The sequence below is a fragment of the Proteus cibi genome, assembly GCF_003144405.1.
Taxonomy (GTDB): Bacteria; Pseudomonadota; Gammaproteobacteria; order Enterobacterales; family Enterobacteriaceae; genus Proteus; species Proteus cibi.
Map to the genome: position 1 here is coordinate 183,950 of NZ_PENW01000005.1, position 16,054 is coordinate 200,003.

At 36.2% G+C, this 16,054-nt stretch carries 16 protein-coding genes and 1 tRNA gene; 4 read left to right on the forward strand and 13 right to left on the reverse strand.

All coding sequences use genetic code 11. The features are described 5' to 3' along the window. Window positions 1-232: 232 nt before the first annotated feature. The 8 genes from DK865_RS01695 to dnaQ all read right to left on the reverse strand — a co-directional run bounded on the left by DK865_RS01695 (window position 233) and on the right by dnaQ (window position 4,787). Complete coding sequence (locus tag DK865_RS01695) at window positions 233-1,213, reverse strand: hypothetical protein (protein WP_109391004.1); 981 nt, start codon at window positions 1,211-1,213, stop codon at window positions 233-235. A gap of 49 nt (window positions 1,214-1,262) precedes the next feature. Continuing rightward, window positions 1,263-1,715, reverse strand: a complete 453-nt coding sequence (locus tag DK865_RS01700) for a hypothetical protein (RefSeq protein ID WP_109391005.1) — start codon at window positions 1,713-1,715, stop codon at window positions 1,263-1,265. 159 nt (window positions 1,716-1,874) lie between these two features. Beyond that, the gene (locus tag DK865_RS01705) at window positions 1,875-2,204 is read right to left on the reverse strand and encodes a hypothetical protein (RefSeq protein WP_023581083.1); all 330 of its coding nucleotides are present in this window, start codon (window positions 2,202-2,204) and stop codon (window positions 1,875-1,877) included. Beyond that, window positions 2,201-2,554 carry a hypothetical protein gene (locus tag DK865_RS01710; protein WP_109391006.1) on the reverse strand — a complete coding sequence of 118 codons (354 nt, stop codon included), beginning with the start codon at window positions 2,552-2,554 and terminating at the stop codon, window positions 2,201-2,203. Before DK865_RS01710 ends, DK865_RS01705 begins: the two co-directional genes overlap by 4 nt. A 1-nt stretch (window position 2,555) precedes the next feature. Then, a complete protein-coding gene (locus DK865_RS01715) occupies window positions 2,556-3,101 on the reverse strand; it encodes a nuclease (protein WP_109391007.1) in 546 nt (181 codons plus the stop codon). 33 nt (window positions 3,102-3,134) lie between these two features. Next, window positions 3,135-3,530, reverse strand: a complete 396-nt coding sequence (locus DK865_RS01720) for an immunity 22 family protein (RefSeq protein ID WP_109391008.1) — start codon at window positions 3,528-3,530, stop codon at window positions 3,135-3,137. 175 nt (window positions 3,531-3,705) lie between these two features. After that, window positions 3,706-3,782: transfer RNA gene (locus tag DK865_RS01725), tRNA-Asp, on the reverse strand. A 252-nt stretch (window positions 3,783-4,034) separates the two neighbouring features. Next, window positions 4,035-4,787 (reverse strand): DNA polymerase III subunit epsilon, encoded by a 753-nt coding sequence (dnaQ, locus tag DK865_RS01730; RefSeq protein WP_109391009.1) that lies wholly within the window; start codon window positions 4,785-4,787, stop codon window positions 4,035-4,037. A 65-nt stretch (window positions 4,788-4,852) separates the two neighbouring features. On the opposite strand from dnaQ, the gene rnhA reads away from it, so the two are divergent. Then, window positions 4,853-5,335: a ribonuclease HI gene (rnhA, locus tag DK865_RS01735; RefSeq protein WP_023581088.1), complete on the forward strand. Its 483-nt coding sequence runs from the start codon at window positions 4,853-4,855 to the stop codon at window positions 5,333-5,335. A gap of 8 nt (window positions 5,336-5,343) precedes the next feature. Here the strand turns inward: rnhA and DK865_RS01740 are convergent, their stop codons facing one another. Then, window positions 5,344-6,060, reverse strand: coding sequence for a methyltransferase domain-containing protein (locus DK865_RS01740; RefSeq protein WP_109391010.1), 717 nt, complete (start codon window positions 6,058-6,060; stop codon window positions 5,344-5,346). A gap of 38 nt (window positions 6,061-6,098) precedes the next feature. Here DK865_RS01740 and gloB point away from each other — a divergent pair, with 38 nt between their 5' ends. Both gloB and mltD read left to right on the forward strand, forming a co-directional pair. Further along, window positions 6,099-6,854 carry a hydroxyacylglutathione hydrolase gene (gloB, locus tag DK865_RS01745; protein WP_023581090.1) on the forward strand — a complete coding sequence of 252 codons (756 nt, stop codon included), beginning with the start codon at window positions 6,099-6,101 and terminating at the stop codon, window positions 6,852-6,854. A gap of 75 nt (window positions 6,855-6,929) precedes the next feature. Continuing rightward, on the forward strand, window positions 6,930-8,264 hold the full coding sequence (mltD, locus tag DK865_RS01750) for a murein transglycosylase D (protein WP_036911944.1): 1,335 nt from the start codon (window positions 6,930-6,932) through the stop codon (window positions 8,262-8,264). Between the two features lie 251 nt (window positions 8,265-8,515). On the opposite strand, the gene DK865_RS01755 is transcribed toward mltD, so the two are convergent. From DK865_RS01755 to mazG, 4 genes are all read right to left on the reverse strand, one after another. Continuing rightward, a complete protein-coding gene (locus DK865_RS01755) occupies window positions 8,516-9,898 on the reverse strand; it encodes an SLC13 family permease (RefSeq protein ID WP_036911947.1) in 1,383 nt (460 codons plus the stop codon). A 321-nt stretch (window positions 9,899-10,219) separates the two neighbouring features. Continuing rightward, a complete protein-coding gene (gene eno / locus DK865_RS01760) occupies window positions 10,220-11,521 on the reverse strand; it encodes a phosphopyruvate hydratase (RefSeq protein ID WP_036911952.1) in 1,302 nt (433 codons plus the stop codon). A 62-nt stretch (window positions 11,522-11,583) separates the two neighbouring features. Beyond that, window positions 11,584-13,221 (reverse strand): glutamine hydrolyzing CTP synthase, encoded by a 1,638-nt coding sequence (gene pyrG / locus DK865_RS01765; RefSeq protein WP_023581094.1) that lies wholly within the window; start codon window positions 13,219-13,221, stop codon window positions 11,584-11,586. A gap of 523 nt (window positions 13,222-13,744) precedes the next feature. Next, window positions 13,745-14,530, reverse strand: coding sequence for a nucleoside triphosphate pyrophosphohydrolase (gene mazG, locus DK865_RS01775; RefSeq protein ID WP_109391012.1), 786 nt, complete (start codon window positions 14,528-14,530; stop codon window positions 13,745-13,747). Between the two features lie 243 nt (window positions 14,531-14,773). On the opposite strand from mazG, the gene DK865_RS01780 reads away from it, so the two are divergent. Next, window positions 14,774-16,048 carry a colicin-like pore-forming protein gene (locus DK865_RS01780; protein ID WP_228407708.1) on the forward strand — a complete coding sequence of 425 codons (1,275 nt, stop codon included), beginning with the start codon at window positions 14,774-14,776 and terminating at the stop codon, window positions 16,046-16,048. Window positions 16,049-16,054 lie beyond the last annotated feature (6 nt).

A 16,054-nucleotide genomic window follows, 5' to 3' on the forward strand; every position in this document is an offset into this window, starting at 1 on the left:
ATCCATCAAATCAAATAAATACCGTATTTGTTTTAATTATAGCCTAATAACTGACTAGACTTGTTACAAGGACGTAGAATTATAAGAGTTTAAAAAAGATAAAAAGCAGATAATTCACTGATTCAGTAATAAAAATCCTATTTACATCATATATAAATAAAAGGAAAACATCGCGTAACACAGTTGTTACTCCTTTTATAAAAAATAATTTATTTATATATTCTATTTATTTTTAATTAATTTTAGATAAGTAATATTCTAAGTGTAAATCCTTAAAATCTTCTTTTCTGACAAAAAAATGCAAATCAATAATTGATTTAAATAATAGAAAAAATTTTAAATTATCTCTTCTACAAAAAACTTTTAATTTTAAAATCTCATCCGGATTATTTTTCAAAATGTAATAGTTATAATTCATGATGATCATTTTAGATACAAAGACATTAAGTGCTGATTGATCTTTACTTAAGAAGCTGACTAATATTTCAAATATTTTATTCGTGTCGTTTTGATACGTTTTGATAAATTTTTCGGGTGATAGATAAATTAAATATTGATCTTCTAGTGTAAAAATAAAATTTTCATCTTCCTCTAAAAGAAAGTTAATGATCTCTATTTGTTGTTGTTTGATTATATTTAAATCTTCGTGACTATTTTTCTTTGTATATTGATAAATAAGGTCGTGCGTTAAGTTGATTAAAGAGCCAACATTCATCGTTTTATCTGTTGAATAACAAAAGTAAAGTTGATTACGCTTAACCATAAAATAATGGTAATAAAAATCAGCAAATCCCATATCATAGAATAAATAGTTAATAAGCTCCGTTTTATAGGTATTCTCTTTTTCTTCACCTAAAAAAGAAAGATCCGATTTTAGTTGCGAAATAATATAAGCAGAAACTAAGTTTTTATCATAAAAACTTTCATTTCTATTTATCGATAATACATTGGGGAGAATTTTTAAAAAAGAAAAGAATCTATAATAATTTTGATCGTAAGGATCAACACTAATGACATCATCAACTTTTTGTGAATTAAAAAGTTCGTTCCACCATGAAAGATAAAGTGCGGGATTATTTTTTAATCTTACCGAAATAATTTCATCCAATTCGCCCTCCCAAGGCTGTAAAAATAAAATATCATGTTCAAAAGGAAGCGCTCTTGGATTAAATAATTTTCTTAATTTATATTGATAAATTTTAGTGATATCCATTTCTTTACGTCCTTATATTATTATAACTCTTTTTTAAAAATGATTAAATTCAAAGGGTTATTATTTTATTATGGTAGATCCCTACTGGCCAATATCCTTGATAGTAGATATTAACAATATTTTTCCAGTTGTCTCCAAGGGAAAAGTATTTTTCTGATAAGTATTGCCGAAATGCGTAACTAATCGCATTTTTAGCTGCAATATTGAAATCATGGGCATCATATTGAAATGGGGCACGTGGAATATTTTTCACACTATCCATCACACAACGCGTTATTTTTATACGTTGTTCTATTAATGCCTTAGGCAGAGTTTGCTTTGTATAAAAAGGATCATCTTGAGTTGGTGAGGTAGGTAACCATATAAAATCTAACTCAGAAAGCAATAAACGCTCCAGATCTGAAAATAAAATCACATTATCAGCCTGTAAGTCAGCTTTCCCCATATTAGAGAAAAAAGCGGTGTTCTGTATTTTGTGTTGTACTTCGTCAAAAAAGATCATGATTAATCGGCTCAATAAACTCAACATCTATTCTATTGACAGTCACCGTAATATACGGATTTTCAAAATACGAGTCATGATAAAAAAGAATAAATTTCTCTTAAATTAAGTATTAGTAATAAAACCAAACTTATAAAATGTTATTATTTCTCCTAAGGATCAGTACCAACGCCCCATAGGTGAATTCTCTCTCAGGTTTTTATCAATCAATTCTGGCGTAATGATATTTTGTTCAATAACAGGAAGCATGATTTCATCTAGAATTTCGCAATCAATATGACAACCAGTATTATGAAATATAAGGTTTAGTGCTTCATCAATTAATGCGTGCTCACCCTGTTTTTTCATTTCAAGGATAAACTGAACAATGGCTTGTTTTATCTCTTTATTTTTACTGTATTCGGCTTGTTCAGTTTCAAATTCTTGATAATAAAAATGGTCGAGCATTTTAGATAGCATACATAAACGTAAATAAAATTCCGTGTTCATAATTTGATCCTAAATATCCCTAATACAATGATTTGATACCGTGAAGGTTGTCTTTCACCAATAGCAAATAAACCCAGCAACTGAATATTCTCTTTTTTTGATTTTTGGATATCACACATTACCGATAAACCATCATAGGAATAGCACGTTCCTAGATTTAAGGTGAGTCCTTTAACCTTATTTATTACCTGCTGTTTTATATCTTCATCTAGACGATTTAAATCTTTTAATTGCGTTACGCTAACTAACATATCTTCATCATAATAAGGGCATTGAATAAGATGATTTAGTTGATAAAAATCATCTTCAAAACCATCATAAATTAGCGTTTTTTTCTTTATATTTTTCATCTTATTCAGGTTTTAGTTGATGCCAAAACGAGGTTGTTTGAGAGGAAGTTAGTTCGATAACTCTATCTGGTGAAATATCCGTTAAAAATAGTGTCACAACTGCACTAAAAAAAACAAAAAAGTTCGTGGCAATATGTTTAAAACTGTCCATCGGTGTTTCACTGGTCATTGCAAAAACATCACCAGTTTGGGTATTCAATAAGATGGTATAAGGATCTGACAGTGCAATAACAATCATATTTTCAGGTCGTTTATCACCAATCCACCATTGAGCAAACTCATTGGGGTTATTTAGCATAAAAAGTCTTTCAAGATAATCTTCACCGCAGCCAAAACTGATATTAAATAATGAGAAATTATCTAAATTATAGAGAGAGATAAAAGAGGAAAAATCATCAGGAAGAGAAAGCATTGATTTTTGTTCTAATGTGTCTAAATCAGCAAGTGGTGTCGCTCTTTTAAAAAGCACTAAATCAGTAAAATCGTCCCCTAAAGGAGAAAATTTATCTTCTAGCTCTTTTGTGATTTCATCAAGCGTTAATAGCATGATTAGCCCAGACTACGTTCATTTTTAACCCCGTTAATCACCATTATATTCGCCAATATAATGTAAATTATTATAGGTTTGATTATCGCGCTCTTTGATAACAAGCTCAGGATCTTGATACCAAAATATCGCATTCGCACTGTTAATGCCTAACTCTTCACATTTGGCTTTAATCAACGGTATTTCACTTTTATCAACAGCAGCATCTACCAAAACTTCATCAAGCGTAACATTGTTATTAAAACGAGGAATAACACCAATAAAATCTTCGTCGTACCACACTATTCCCAGATCTTTGCAGAATCCACATACTCTATAATTAGGAGAATCAATTCCGTCTTCCGCAGAGTAATCTAACTCAAAGTAATGCATATATTCTTCTTCAGAAGAAAAATTACTGCCCATCCATAAATGTACTCTATTTTCCATATTGATTACCCTGCAAAACACCATTGCATATGACATTAACATCACCAATAAATTCTAAGATAGTGATATCAAATAGTGAAAGCAAGAGATAAAGACTTAGAGAAATAACGAGAGGGAAAATTATTTGAGGCTATAAAACAAAAAACCCCAGCATAAATGCTGGGGTTTAGAATGTTGGCGGAACGGACGGGACTCGAACCCGCGACCCCCTGCGTGACAGGCAGGTATTCTAACCAACTGAACTACCGCTCCGCGTATCCTTTCGGACGAGGTGAATATTACGAATCTCTTGCCTTGTCGTCAACTGTTTTTCTAACAAAAAGATGCATTTGGATAATTTTTAATCTCAACTTATCCTTTGTGCTTTTTTTATATTCAAACTGCCTNCCTTTCGGACGAGGTGAATATTACGAATCTCTTGCCTTGTCGTCAACTGTTTTTCTAACAAAAAGATGCATTTGGATAATTTTTAATCTCAACTTATCCTTTGTGCTTTTTTTATATTCAAACTGCCTCATCATTTGATGCTGGGCGCCATAAACAATGCCCGCCTTTCTTCTCAACTAAATCTAATCGAGACTCATGCTCAGCAAGTTCTTCTGCAGTTGCTCTTATTACTCTTAATCCTGAAACTGGGCGCTCAATACGCTGAATATCATTTTGCTCTTGCTCGTTACTTGATTCACCTTCTATTGAAAAGGCTAATGCGGTTTGTCCACCGGTCATTGCCAAGTAAACATCAGAAAGGATTTCAGCATCCAATAACGCGCCGTGAAGAGTACGTTTAGAATTATCTATTAAGTATCTATCACATAAGGCATCAAGATTATTGCGTTTACCGGGGAATAATGCCCTTGCCATTGCAAGGCTATCGGTAATTTGGCAGAACGTTTCGGTAGGTGGAATATCACGATTAAGCTTTCTAAACTCATAATCCATAAAACCGATATCGAACGATGCGTTATGAATGATCAGCTCAGCGCCACGAATATATTCTAAAAACTCATCCGCAATATCAGCAAAAGAGGGGCAATCCTCTAAGAATTCATCACTAATACCGTGAACTTCAAACGCTTCAGGATCAACTAATCTTTCGGGCTTAATATAAACATGGAAATTTCGCCCTGTTAATCGACGATTGATAACCTCTACGGCACCAATTTCAATGATATTATGACCTTCATAATGAACGCCCAGCTTATTCATACCCGTGGTTTCGGTATCAAGTACAATTTGTCGTGTGATTGGAGTGCTCATAATCCGTTTTTATGTCAGACTTAGGGTTAGTTTTTCGTATTAATCAAAAAGGATAAGTCGCCTTTATGCACAAGCAGGTAGAAATATTCACCGATGGTTCATGCTTAGGCAACCCAGGCCCCGGTGGTTATGGCGCTATTTTACGCTATCAACAACATGAAAAAACCCTAAGTGAAGGTTTTTTTATGACCACCAATAACCGAATGGAACTTCTTGCCGCTATCGTAGCATTAGAAACGTTAAAATTCCCTTGTAAAATTACACTGACAACAGATAGCCAATATGTCAGACAAGGTATCACACAGTGGATCCATAGCTGGAAAAAGCGCCAATGGCGTAAAGCAGACAAAAGCCCTGTACTTAATGTCGATTTATGGAAACGCTTAGACAGTGCGATTACTCGTCATGAAATTGAATGGCATTGGGTAAAAGGTCATGCCGGTCATGATGAAAATGAACGTTGTGATGAATTAGCAAAAACGGCAGCTCAATCACCAACACAAGAAGACACAGGTTATATCGAAAGTCAGAAAGATAAAACACAATAAGTTATGTTTTATGGCTCTGAGTGATTGCGTGTCGCACCTAAAACTCGACCTTTTACACTCATGCGTGGTAATGCAAATTTCAATGCAGTGGGTGTTAAAGGAAGTGTTCTTTTACGAGCAATAATTAAATTTAAACAGCCACCAGTGTGATATCGGCTACCATCACGTTTTATTGGTCTTGAAAATGGCATAATCTGGAAATTCTGTTGTGTTATCACTTCGTAATTTAGCACACTAAGCCAATCAATTTGGCGTCGAAGTGAAAACATACGACTTGAATAAGGCTGCTTTTGTCGTAGAAGAGGTGTGCATTTGCCCAGTCCTAACAAGCTAATAGGGTTAAAGCTCGTTAATACAATCCAGCCATCATCAATTAAAACACGATCGGCTTCTCTTAATAGCCAATGGGGATCTGCACTATAATCAAGCACATGAGCCATAAGGCAAACATCAACCGATTTATTTTCAAAGGGCAAATAATCTAAAGACGCGATAACATCCGCATTTATTGCATTCGATGTCACATTGACTTGATGTGAAACGATACTTAATTTGGTATCCAGTTCGGCACTGAGTTGACCAAGTTTCAGCAAATGAAAGCCATACATTTTTGGCCACCAGTTTTGTAAACGCAATTCAATCGCCATGCGATAATATTCCCCCCAAGGAATATCACGCCAAGAATCCGGCATTGTAATTGGTTTTACTGAACGCGCTGCTTTCATCGTTTAACCCTTTATATTTTATAAGTAAGGTAACTTATATGGAGCTTATCAGAATTCCTGCTTTATCCGATAACTACATTTGGCTATTAAGTAATGAAAATAGTGAATGTGTGATAGTTGATCCGTCACAAGCCAAACCCGTTATTGAAATGCTCTCACAACGCTCGCTAACACCTATTGCGATTTTGTTAACCCACCATCATGATGATCATGTCGGTGGCGTAGCTGAACTGGTAAAAAAATATCCTAACATTGACGTTTTTGGTCCACAAGAAACACAAAGTAAAGGGGCTGAAAATATTATTCATAATCAAGAACGCATCATTGTTAGCACTTTCACTTTTCATGTGATTGGCACACCAGGCCATACACTGGGTCATGTTGCTTATTATTGTGAACCCTATTTATTTTGTGGCGATACACTTTTTTCTGGTGGTTGTGGTCGTTTATTCGAAGGTACCGCACAACAAATGTTTAGTTCATTACAAAGATTGAGTGCGCTACCTGATAACACATTAATTTGTTGCGCTCATGAATACACGCTATCAAATATGACCTTTGCGCATCATATCATGCCAGAAAATGCACTTATTACCGATTATTTAGCCCAAGTTAGTGAAATGCGTAAAAATTTGCAACCTACTGTGCCAATAACACTGAAAAACGAAAAGAATATTAATCTTTTTTTGAAATCTGACGATATTGATTTACAAAGGATTTTAGATATACCCACTAATACTTATGCGCCAATTAAGACATTTACAAAATTAAGAGAATTAAAAGACAACTTTTAATCTCTATTGATTGTTTTATTTTGGCACACTGAGTATCATTTGGTTCAAAAAACACACAGGATGAATTTTTCTATTATGAAGACAAAAGCGATTTTGTTCTCCATATTGCTATTGGCGGGCTGTCAGCAATCTGAGAACATTAAACCTAATTTGTCTGCGATCACACCAACATCAACGAAAGGGACTTCAACTTCTCACCAACCTCAATATGATGTAAAAACCAATTTATGGGGTTATGTGGTAAGTGAATTGAAAATGGACCTCCCTGAAAATGAAAGGATCTCGCAGCAAGAATTATATTTTTTAAATAATCCCAAACATATACAGAGCGTTGCTTCTCGCGCTGAACCTTATATGTATTCGATTATTGATGAAATTGAAAAACGTGAATTACCTATGGAACTTGCACTTGTTCCTGTTATTGAAAGTGCGTTTAATCCCCATGTTACCTCTTCTGCAAATGCCGCGGGTTTATGGCAATTTGTACCAATAACGGGTAATTACTACGGTTTAGCACAAAACCAATGGTATGACGGTCGTCGTGATGTCATGGCGTCAACTAAAGCAGCCCTTGATTTACTAGAACGCTTATATGTGATGTTTGACAGTGATTGGGCACTTGCCCTTGCTGCTTATAACGCAGGTGAAGGCCGTGTTATGCAAGCAATAAAGGCAAATGAGAATCAAAACTTACCAACAGACTATTGGTCGCTTTCTTTACCTAAAGAAACCATGAATTATGTGCCGAAAATTCTTGCGTTAAGCAAAGTTATTCGTGAAAACGACGAAACTATTACGTTTCCCAAAAGTAACTATCGCGATAAAGCATTAGCCTCATTTGATGTCGGTGAACAAATCACGTTAAATAAAGTCGCTGAATTAAGTCAGTTACCGATTAATACCGTGAAAGATTATAACCCTGGTTATAAGCGGGGAATAACCGCACCAAATGGTCCTCATGTCATTATGTTGCCTCGCAATAAGCTTGACCAATTCCGTAACGCTTTTGAGGATGAAGCCGTATTAGAAACGATTCGCTTGGCTGTTGCCAAAACGAATCAATCTATAAAACAAGAAGGCATTTATAAGGTTCGTTCTGGGGATTCGTTTTATGCTATTGCTCGTCGCTACAATATGAGTATAAAAGACTTGCAGCGTATTAATGGGTTGAATGCAAAGAGCACATTGCTGGTTGGTCAGACATTAAAAATTCATAATGCAGGTAGTGTCAGTCATACCACGACAACGAAACCCACAAAACCTTCACCAAGCTACTATAAAGTACGCCAAGGTGACTCTTATTACAGTATTGCCCGTCGCCACGGCATTAATCTCAAACAGTTAATGAGCTGGAACGCTGACATTAAAATGTTAAAACCGGGTACTCAATTAACACTGTATATAAAATAGTTTTTTGTATTTACGCTTCTTTAAAGCCATCAATATATTTAATACCTTAGCGGTAATAAATTGAGATGGCTTTTTCTTGCTTATCAATTAGTCACCTTTTTTCAAAAAACGCAGCTTTGCTTCTATGCCTTCTATTTTATTTCGTTTGAATATGGCTTCCATTTCCAATATTAGGTAATAAAAAAAGCGCCTGATATTTCACTATCAAGCGCTTCGTTTTTATCTCTATTTGATTAATTTAGCATACTCGCTTATAGCCAGAAGAACCAAGCAAACAGAGAGATAACTAAGATACACACTAAGTTCAACACACCACCGACACGTACCATCTCTGTCTGTTTAATATAACCAGAGCCAAAAACAATCGCATTTGGTGGAGTTGCAACAGGCAACATAAACGCACAAGATGCACCAATACCAATAATCATCGTTAACGCCATTACTGGCATACCTAACGCTTGTGCAACGGTTGCAAAGATAGGCACTAATAATGCAGCACTCGCTGTATTACTGGTGAACTCAGTTAATACAATAATAAAGGTTGTTACCGCAAGAATGATCACAAACCAATGACTATTACCGAAAGTATCTTTCATAAAGTCAGCCATAACCAAACTTGCACCCGAAGACTGTAAGATTGCGCTCAGTGTTAAACCACCACCAAACAGCATTAATACACCCCACTCTGTGTTCTCTTGGATTTGACTCCAGCTTGCGACACCGGTTACACCGATAACAATGGCCGCACTAACCGCAATGACGGTATCTAAATCTTTTACACCACCAAAAGCACTGCTGATGAAAGAGCTGAAGATCCAGCAAAATACCGTCACTAAGAAGATAATCATGGTGATAACACGTTTGTTATTCCACTCTAACACTTCTAATTTCAGATCAAACTTATGTTTTAAATTAGGACGCAACATTAGGTACATTACAATAAACATGATAGGCAATAAGACCAACATGATTGGAATACCGTACTTCATCCATGTAATGAAATCTAAGTTCAGTTGAGCAGCGGCAATCGCATTGGGTGGACTACCAACTAACGTACCTAAACCACCGATACTCGCACTATAAGCAACACCTAATAATACGAATACGAAAGTATTACGCTCTGAACGAATATCTAAGTTAGATAAAATACCTAATACTAAAGGTAGCATCATTGCAGCTGTTGCAGTGTTACTGATCCACATGGAGAGTAACGCCGTCACACCAAATAACAGCAATACAGCGACTGACAGTTTACCTTTTGCGATCATCAGTAAGCGGTTAGCAATTAAGCGATCTAGCCCTTGAATATGAAGTGCTGTCGCTAATGCAAAGCCCCCGAAGAATAAGAAAATGATGGGATTCGCAAATGATTTTAATGACTCATTAGTATTCATTAGCCCTAGTACAACGGCTAAAATAGGTATAAATAATGCTGTGATCGTAACGTGAATAGCTTCTGTCAGCCATAACACCCCCACAAACACCATTAATGCTAAACCTGCATTTGCCTTGGGATCATAAGGTAAAAATTCTAGCAAAAGTAATAATAACACCACATCGATTGCCAGAATGATTAACCCTCGCTTGTTTATCGGGCTCGACTTCGCCGATGGGGCTAAATTGGACGCGTCCATGATAATACTCCACATTAGCTGATATGAACATTGGATTCATTAAGCCATAATTGTTAACGAAATAGGTTATATGTGAAATATAAAAACATTTCTCGCCATTGAAAATGCGCAAAACTAATAATTGGGATCTCATCCACGAGAATTAACCAATTTATTAATAAAAGAGTAATAATTGAACACTATTTCCTCTTACACATCACACTTTTTTCAAAGGTGTTAAGAATAAATATTCTGTTTTTTCTGTAAAAAAATAAAAAAAAGAGGAGAACTCAAGGTTCTCCTCTTTCCAATCAATAAGATTTTTTAATTAAAGGTGCAAAATTATGCTTGGCCTTTAACTTCTTTCAGACCGTTGAAAGGCGCTTTGTTACCTAATGCTTCTTCGATACGGATCAGTTGGTTGTATTTAGCAACACGGTCAGAACGGCTCATAGAACCTGTTTTGATTTGACCTGCAGCTGTACCTACTGCTAAGTCAGCGATAGTTGCATCTTCAGTTTCACCAGAACGGTGAGAAATAACAGCTGTGTAGCCTGCATCTTTCGCCATTTTGATTGCAGCTAAAGTTTCTGTCAGTGAACCGATTTGGTTGAATTTGATCAGAATTGAGTTAGCGATGCCTTTGTCGATACCTTCTTTCAGGATCTTAGTGTTAGTTACAAACAGGTCGTCACCAACCAGTTGGATTTTGTCACCAAGAACTTTAGTTTGGTATGCGAAACCATCCCAATCAGATTCGTTTAAACCATCTTCGATAGAAACGATTGGGTATTGTTTAGTCAGTTCTTCTAAGTAATGAGTGAACTCTTGTGAAGTGAAAGTTTTGCCTTCGCCTTTCAGTTCGTAGTTACCTGTTTCATTGTTGTAGAACTCAGAAGCAGCACAGTCCATAGCCAGAGTAACGTCTTTACCTAAAACGTAACCTGCTTTCTCAACAGCTTCTTTGATAGCAGCTAATGCAGCAGCGTTAGATTCTAAGTTTGGTGCATAACCACCTTCGTCACCAACAGCAGTGTTCATACCTTTTGCTTTCAGCACTTTTGCTAAGTGATGGAAGATTTCTGAACCCATACGCACTGCTTCTTTCAGCGTTGGTGCACCAACGGGTTGGATCATGAATTCTTGGATATCAACGTTGTTATCTGCGTGCTCACCACCATTGATGATGTTCATCATTGGCAGAGGCATAGAATATTGACCGTGAGTACCGTTCAGATCAGAAATGTGCTCATACAAAGGCATACCTTTTGCAGCTGCAGCTGCTTTTGCGTTTGCTAAAGAAACCGCTAGGATTGCGTTTGCACCAAAGTTTGATTTGTTTTCAGTACCATCTAAATCGATCATGATTTTATCGATGTTAGCTTGGTCTTTTGCATCCTGGCCAAGGATCGCTTTAGCGATTGGACCATTAACAGCAGCAACCGCTTTCAGAACACCTTTACCTAAGAAACGAGATTTATCACCATCACGTAATTCTAAAGCTTCGCGAGAACCTGTTGATGCGCCTGATGGAGCAGCCGCCATACCAACAAAACCACCTTCTAAGTGAACTTCTGCTTCAACTGTTGGGTTGCCACGAGAATCAATAATTTCACGACCAAGTACTTTAACGATTTTGGACATTCGGTTTTCCTCTGTACAAGTTAAATTTCCGAGAAGAGATACCCTATCTCTTCTCATATATCCTATTTCAGCAAGCCTTTTTGGTTATCAAAGGCTGCTTTCACAAAGCCTGCAAATAACGGATGGCCGTCACGCGGCGTTGAGGTAAACTCTGGGTGGAACTGACAAGCAACAAACCAAGGATGGTTTGGATTTTCAATAATTTCCACCAATTTGTTATCTACTGAACGTCCTGCAATACGTAATCCCGCATCTTCAATACGTTTTAATAGTAGATTATTTACTTCATAACGGTGACGATGGCGTTCTGTAATGGTGTTTTTGCCATACAGTGTACGAACTAAGCTATCACCACTTAAATGGCAAGGCTGAGCACCAAGGCGCATTGTGCCACCTAAATCACTGTCTTCTGAACGCACTTCGACATTACCATCTTCATCGCGCCATTCAGTAATTAATGCGATAACTGGATATTTGCAATCTGGTGCAAATTCAGTGGAGTTTGCGCCTTCCATACCAACGACATTACGTGCAAACTCAATCATAGCAACCTGCATACCTAAGCAAATGCCTAAGTAAGGGATTTTATTTTCACGTGCATATTGAGCAGCCATAATTTTGCCCTCAACACCACGTTCACCAAAACCACCAGGTACTAAGATTGCGTCTAATCCTTTAAGCATTTCTACGCCACGAGTTTCAACGTCTTGTGAATCAATTAGTTTGATATTTACAGTCACACGGCTTTTGAAACCACCATGTTTTAATGCTTCAATCACTGATTTATAGGCATCTGGTAATTCAACATATTTACCAACCATACCAATGGTCACTTCGCCTTCAGGATTCGCTTCTTCGTAAATAACTTGTTCCCACTCCGCAAGATTTGCGACTGGGCAATCTAAGCTGAATCGTTTACAGATATAATCATCTAATCCCTGTGATTTCAACAGTGCAGGGATTTTATAAATGGAATCGACATCTTTTAATGAAATAACCGCTTTCTCAGGTACATTACAGAACAGTGCAATTTTTGCACGTTCGTTTGCTGGAATAACGCGGTCTGAACGACAAATCAACGCATCAGGTTGGATGCCGATCGACAGTAATTCTTTTACAGAATGCTGAGTGGGTTTAGTTTTCACTTCACCAGAAGCGGCTAAATAAGGCACCAATGTTAAATGCAGATAGAATGTGTGCTCACGGCCCACTTCCGCTGCCATTTGGCGAATCGCTTCTAAGAATGGTAAAGATTCGATATCACCAACCGTCCCGCCGACTTCAACTAAAACAACATCATGGCCTTCACCGCCACGGATGATGCGTTCTTTGATTTCATTAGTGATATGAGGAATAACTTGAATTGTAGCCCCAAGATAGTCACCACGGCGCTCTTTGCGTAATACTTCAGAGTATACGCGACCTGTTGTAAAGTTATTACGACGGGTCATTTTCGTGCGAATAAAGCGCTCATAGTGCCCTAAGTCGAGATCAGTTTCAGCACCATCGTCAGTGACGAAGACTTCCCCGTGCTGAATTGGGCTCATAGTACCTGGATCGACGTTGATATACGGATCCAACTTCATCATGGTGACATTGAGTCCACGGGCTTCGAGTATAGCCGCCAGAGAGGCTGCGGCAATGCCTTTACCCAGAGAGGATACGACCCCGCCGGTCACAAAAATATAATTCGTTTTCATGCTGAACCTGAAAGTTTAGGTGTATTAGGATGATGGATATAACTGGACGGGAACACAGTATACCCGAACCTTATTTTCGCTACAAACATTCTTAGTCGTATAAAGTTCTTTTTCATCACGCCACTTATCCGTTTAAACACGAAAAAACAGTAAAAATTCAATTAACTAAACCCGTGAAAATATTTCTCAAGCATTTTAGCTTAATCCTTTCAGCTAAGATATCACTTTTAGAGAAGAGATGCTTTATTTTTTTCACGATATTAAGTGTAGCAGGTTTATAGCGAGATCTTTTGCTTATGATCATGCATTTAATTTTTTTGAAGTCAATCACACTTTTTATGTAATAAAATGCAATAGAAAAATTTTAAATCACCTAAAGACAAAAAAACGAAATTACATTTTATAATTTCGCATTTAAAATATTTTTATAAAAATAGCTGAAAAAACGAGATGTTATAGACTATTTTTATCGCACTTTATGTCACGTTGGCGTTAATTTGCGTGTCACAATTCACTCAATCGGTTATTTTTTTGCTTTCTGCCAACAGATCTCCATCTCTTCCAATGAGGCATTTTCTATGCCTATACCTTCTTCTGAGAGTGTCTTTTCTACAAAACGAAAGCGTTGTTCAAACTTTCGGCATGCTCGATTTAATGCTTGCTCGGGTTTTTGTTTTAAATGACGTGATAAATTCACCACAGAAAATAATAAATCGCCTAACTCATCTTCAATTCGAGAGGCATCTTGAGGCTCTTTTTTTACCTCAGCTATCACTTCATCAATTTCTTCATAAACTTTACCCAAAACAGGTTCTAGTTCATCCCAATCGAAACCCACTGATGCACAACGTTTTTGGATTTTTTCGGCTTTCATTAAAGCAGGTAATGTAGCGGGAATATCATCTAATAATGAAAATTGAGCTTTAGCTTCACGCTCTTGCGCTTTGAGCTTTTCCCAACGATGTTTTTCTGTGACTAAATTATTGTCACTTTCAGAGGCAAAAATATGGGGATGACGGCGCTCTAGCTTATTACTAATGGCTGCACAAACATCATTAAAATCAAATAACTTTTGCTCCTGTGCCATACGTGAATAAAAAACCACTTGATAAAGCAAATCGCCTAACTCTTCTTTTAAATCAGCAAAATCTTTGCGAGCAATAGCATCTAACACTTCATACGTTTCTTCTAATGTATAAGGCGCAATAGTGTCAAAAGTCTGCACTTTATCCCATTCGCATCCAGTATCAGGATCACGTAGCTGCGCCATAATTTCTAATAAACGAAAGATTTCTCGATTTTCTGACATCATATTGCCTTTTAAATAAGAGTGAGCTTTATCCTGCTTAACACATTTTTAGATAAAAAATGCCGAGAACAGTTGTCTCGGCATCTTATCATTTCAAGCTCAAGATCTTAAAAATAACTTTTTTGAAAGAATAATGACATTTTAAATTGAACTATAAATTTGTTATTTACAAATATACTCCTTGCTATAAACCCACGTTTCAACACCATATAAATACGTCATTTTTATCAAAGGATTAATAAAATGAGTGAAAATATAATTCAATTTAGTTCATTAACTGTAACGCCACATAATGCTTATATTCCTGAGTATGCTTTTAATAATGGTTTTTCTTTTAATCAAGCTACAAATATTATTTGTAATAATTTATGCAGGATAAAAAAACAAGAATGCCCTGTTTGCGGAAAGAAAAATTGCCCTGCGTTTAAAAATGAATGTAAATCTTACTTAAAACAGAAAACCGAATTAGCATTAAAAAAAGCATTAATAATGCGACCTTATGGCCGTGCTTTAATGCATAGATCTAACGAGTTTAATGAAAGTTCTCCATTGCTATTATTAAATATGGAAGAAAACAACATTCCATTAAATAATGAAAATATAGCTCGTATATTTGAAGCAGATCTGAATCTAAGTAGAATGTTTTACCAAAAAATGAACTATATAAATGGTTTTCTCTTTGATATTCATTTTAGTCCTCATCCAGATCCTATGTTACAAAATATAGGTGAAAAATTTGGGGAATATTCCCGCTGGCTACCCTCAGTACGATTAGCCTTACATGCCTTATATGCAGATAAAGGCGCAGACAATATAAATAATTTCCCTGAGATGCAAAAGTATATCAGAGAACAAGATTTTAAATCTGCATGCCAAAATTTCCACAAGAATATGACGTTTACACGTCGTAATTTCCAAATTGCTGATATTTTAGCTCAACAAGCAAATAAAAAAGAACAAACAAACGATGATTTTAAGCAGTTGCATGATTCAATAAAGTTTACCGCTGATTTTTATAAAGAAGTGTTTAATGCTTATGGCGATAAAGCAAGGAAATTAGCAGAGTCTTTAGCACAACAAGCCAGAGGAAAAACCATCCGTAACGTTGATGATGCGCTAAAAGCTTACAAAAAATACAAAGCGGATATCAATAGAAGAATTAATGCCAAAGATCGTAAAGCTATTGCAACTGGATTGGAATCGATCAAACTCGATGATATAGCTCAAAAATTAAAAAAGTTTAGTAAAGGTATGTTTTTTGTGAGTAAAGCTCTTGACGTCAAAGATTTATCAATAGAATTAATAAAAGCAACAGAAACAGATAATTGGCGTCCATTTTTTGTTAAAGCAGAGACTATATTTGTAGGAATGGCGGCTACATCGGTAGCAGGATTTACATTTAGTGTACTTCTAGGTGGTCCCATAGGGATATTAGGATATGGATTGCTTATAGCAAGTATTGGAGCATTGATTGATAACAACTTAATTGAAAAAGCCAATAATTTGATTGGTATTTAATTAATA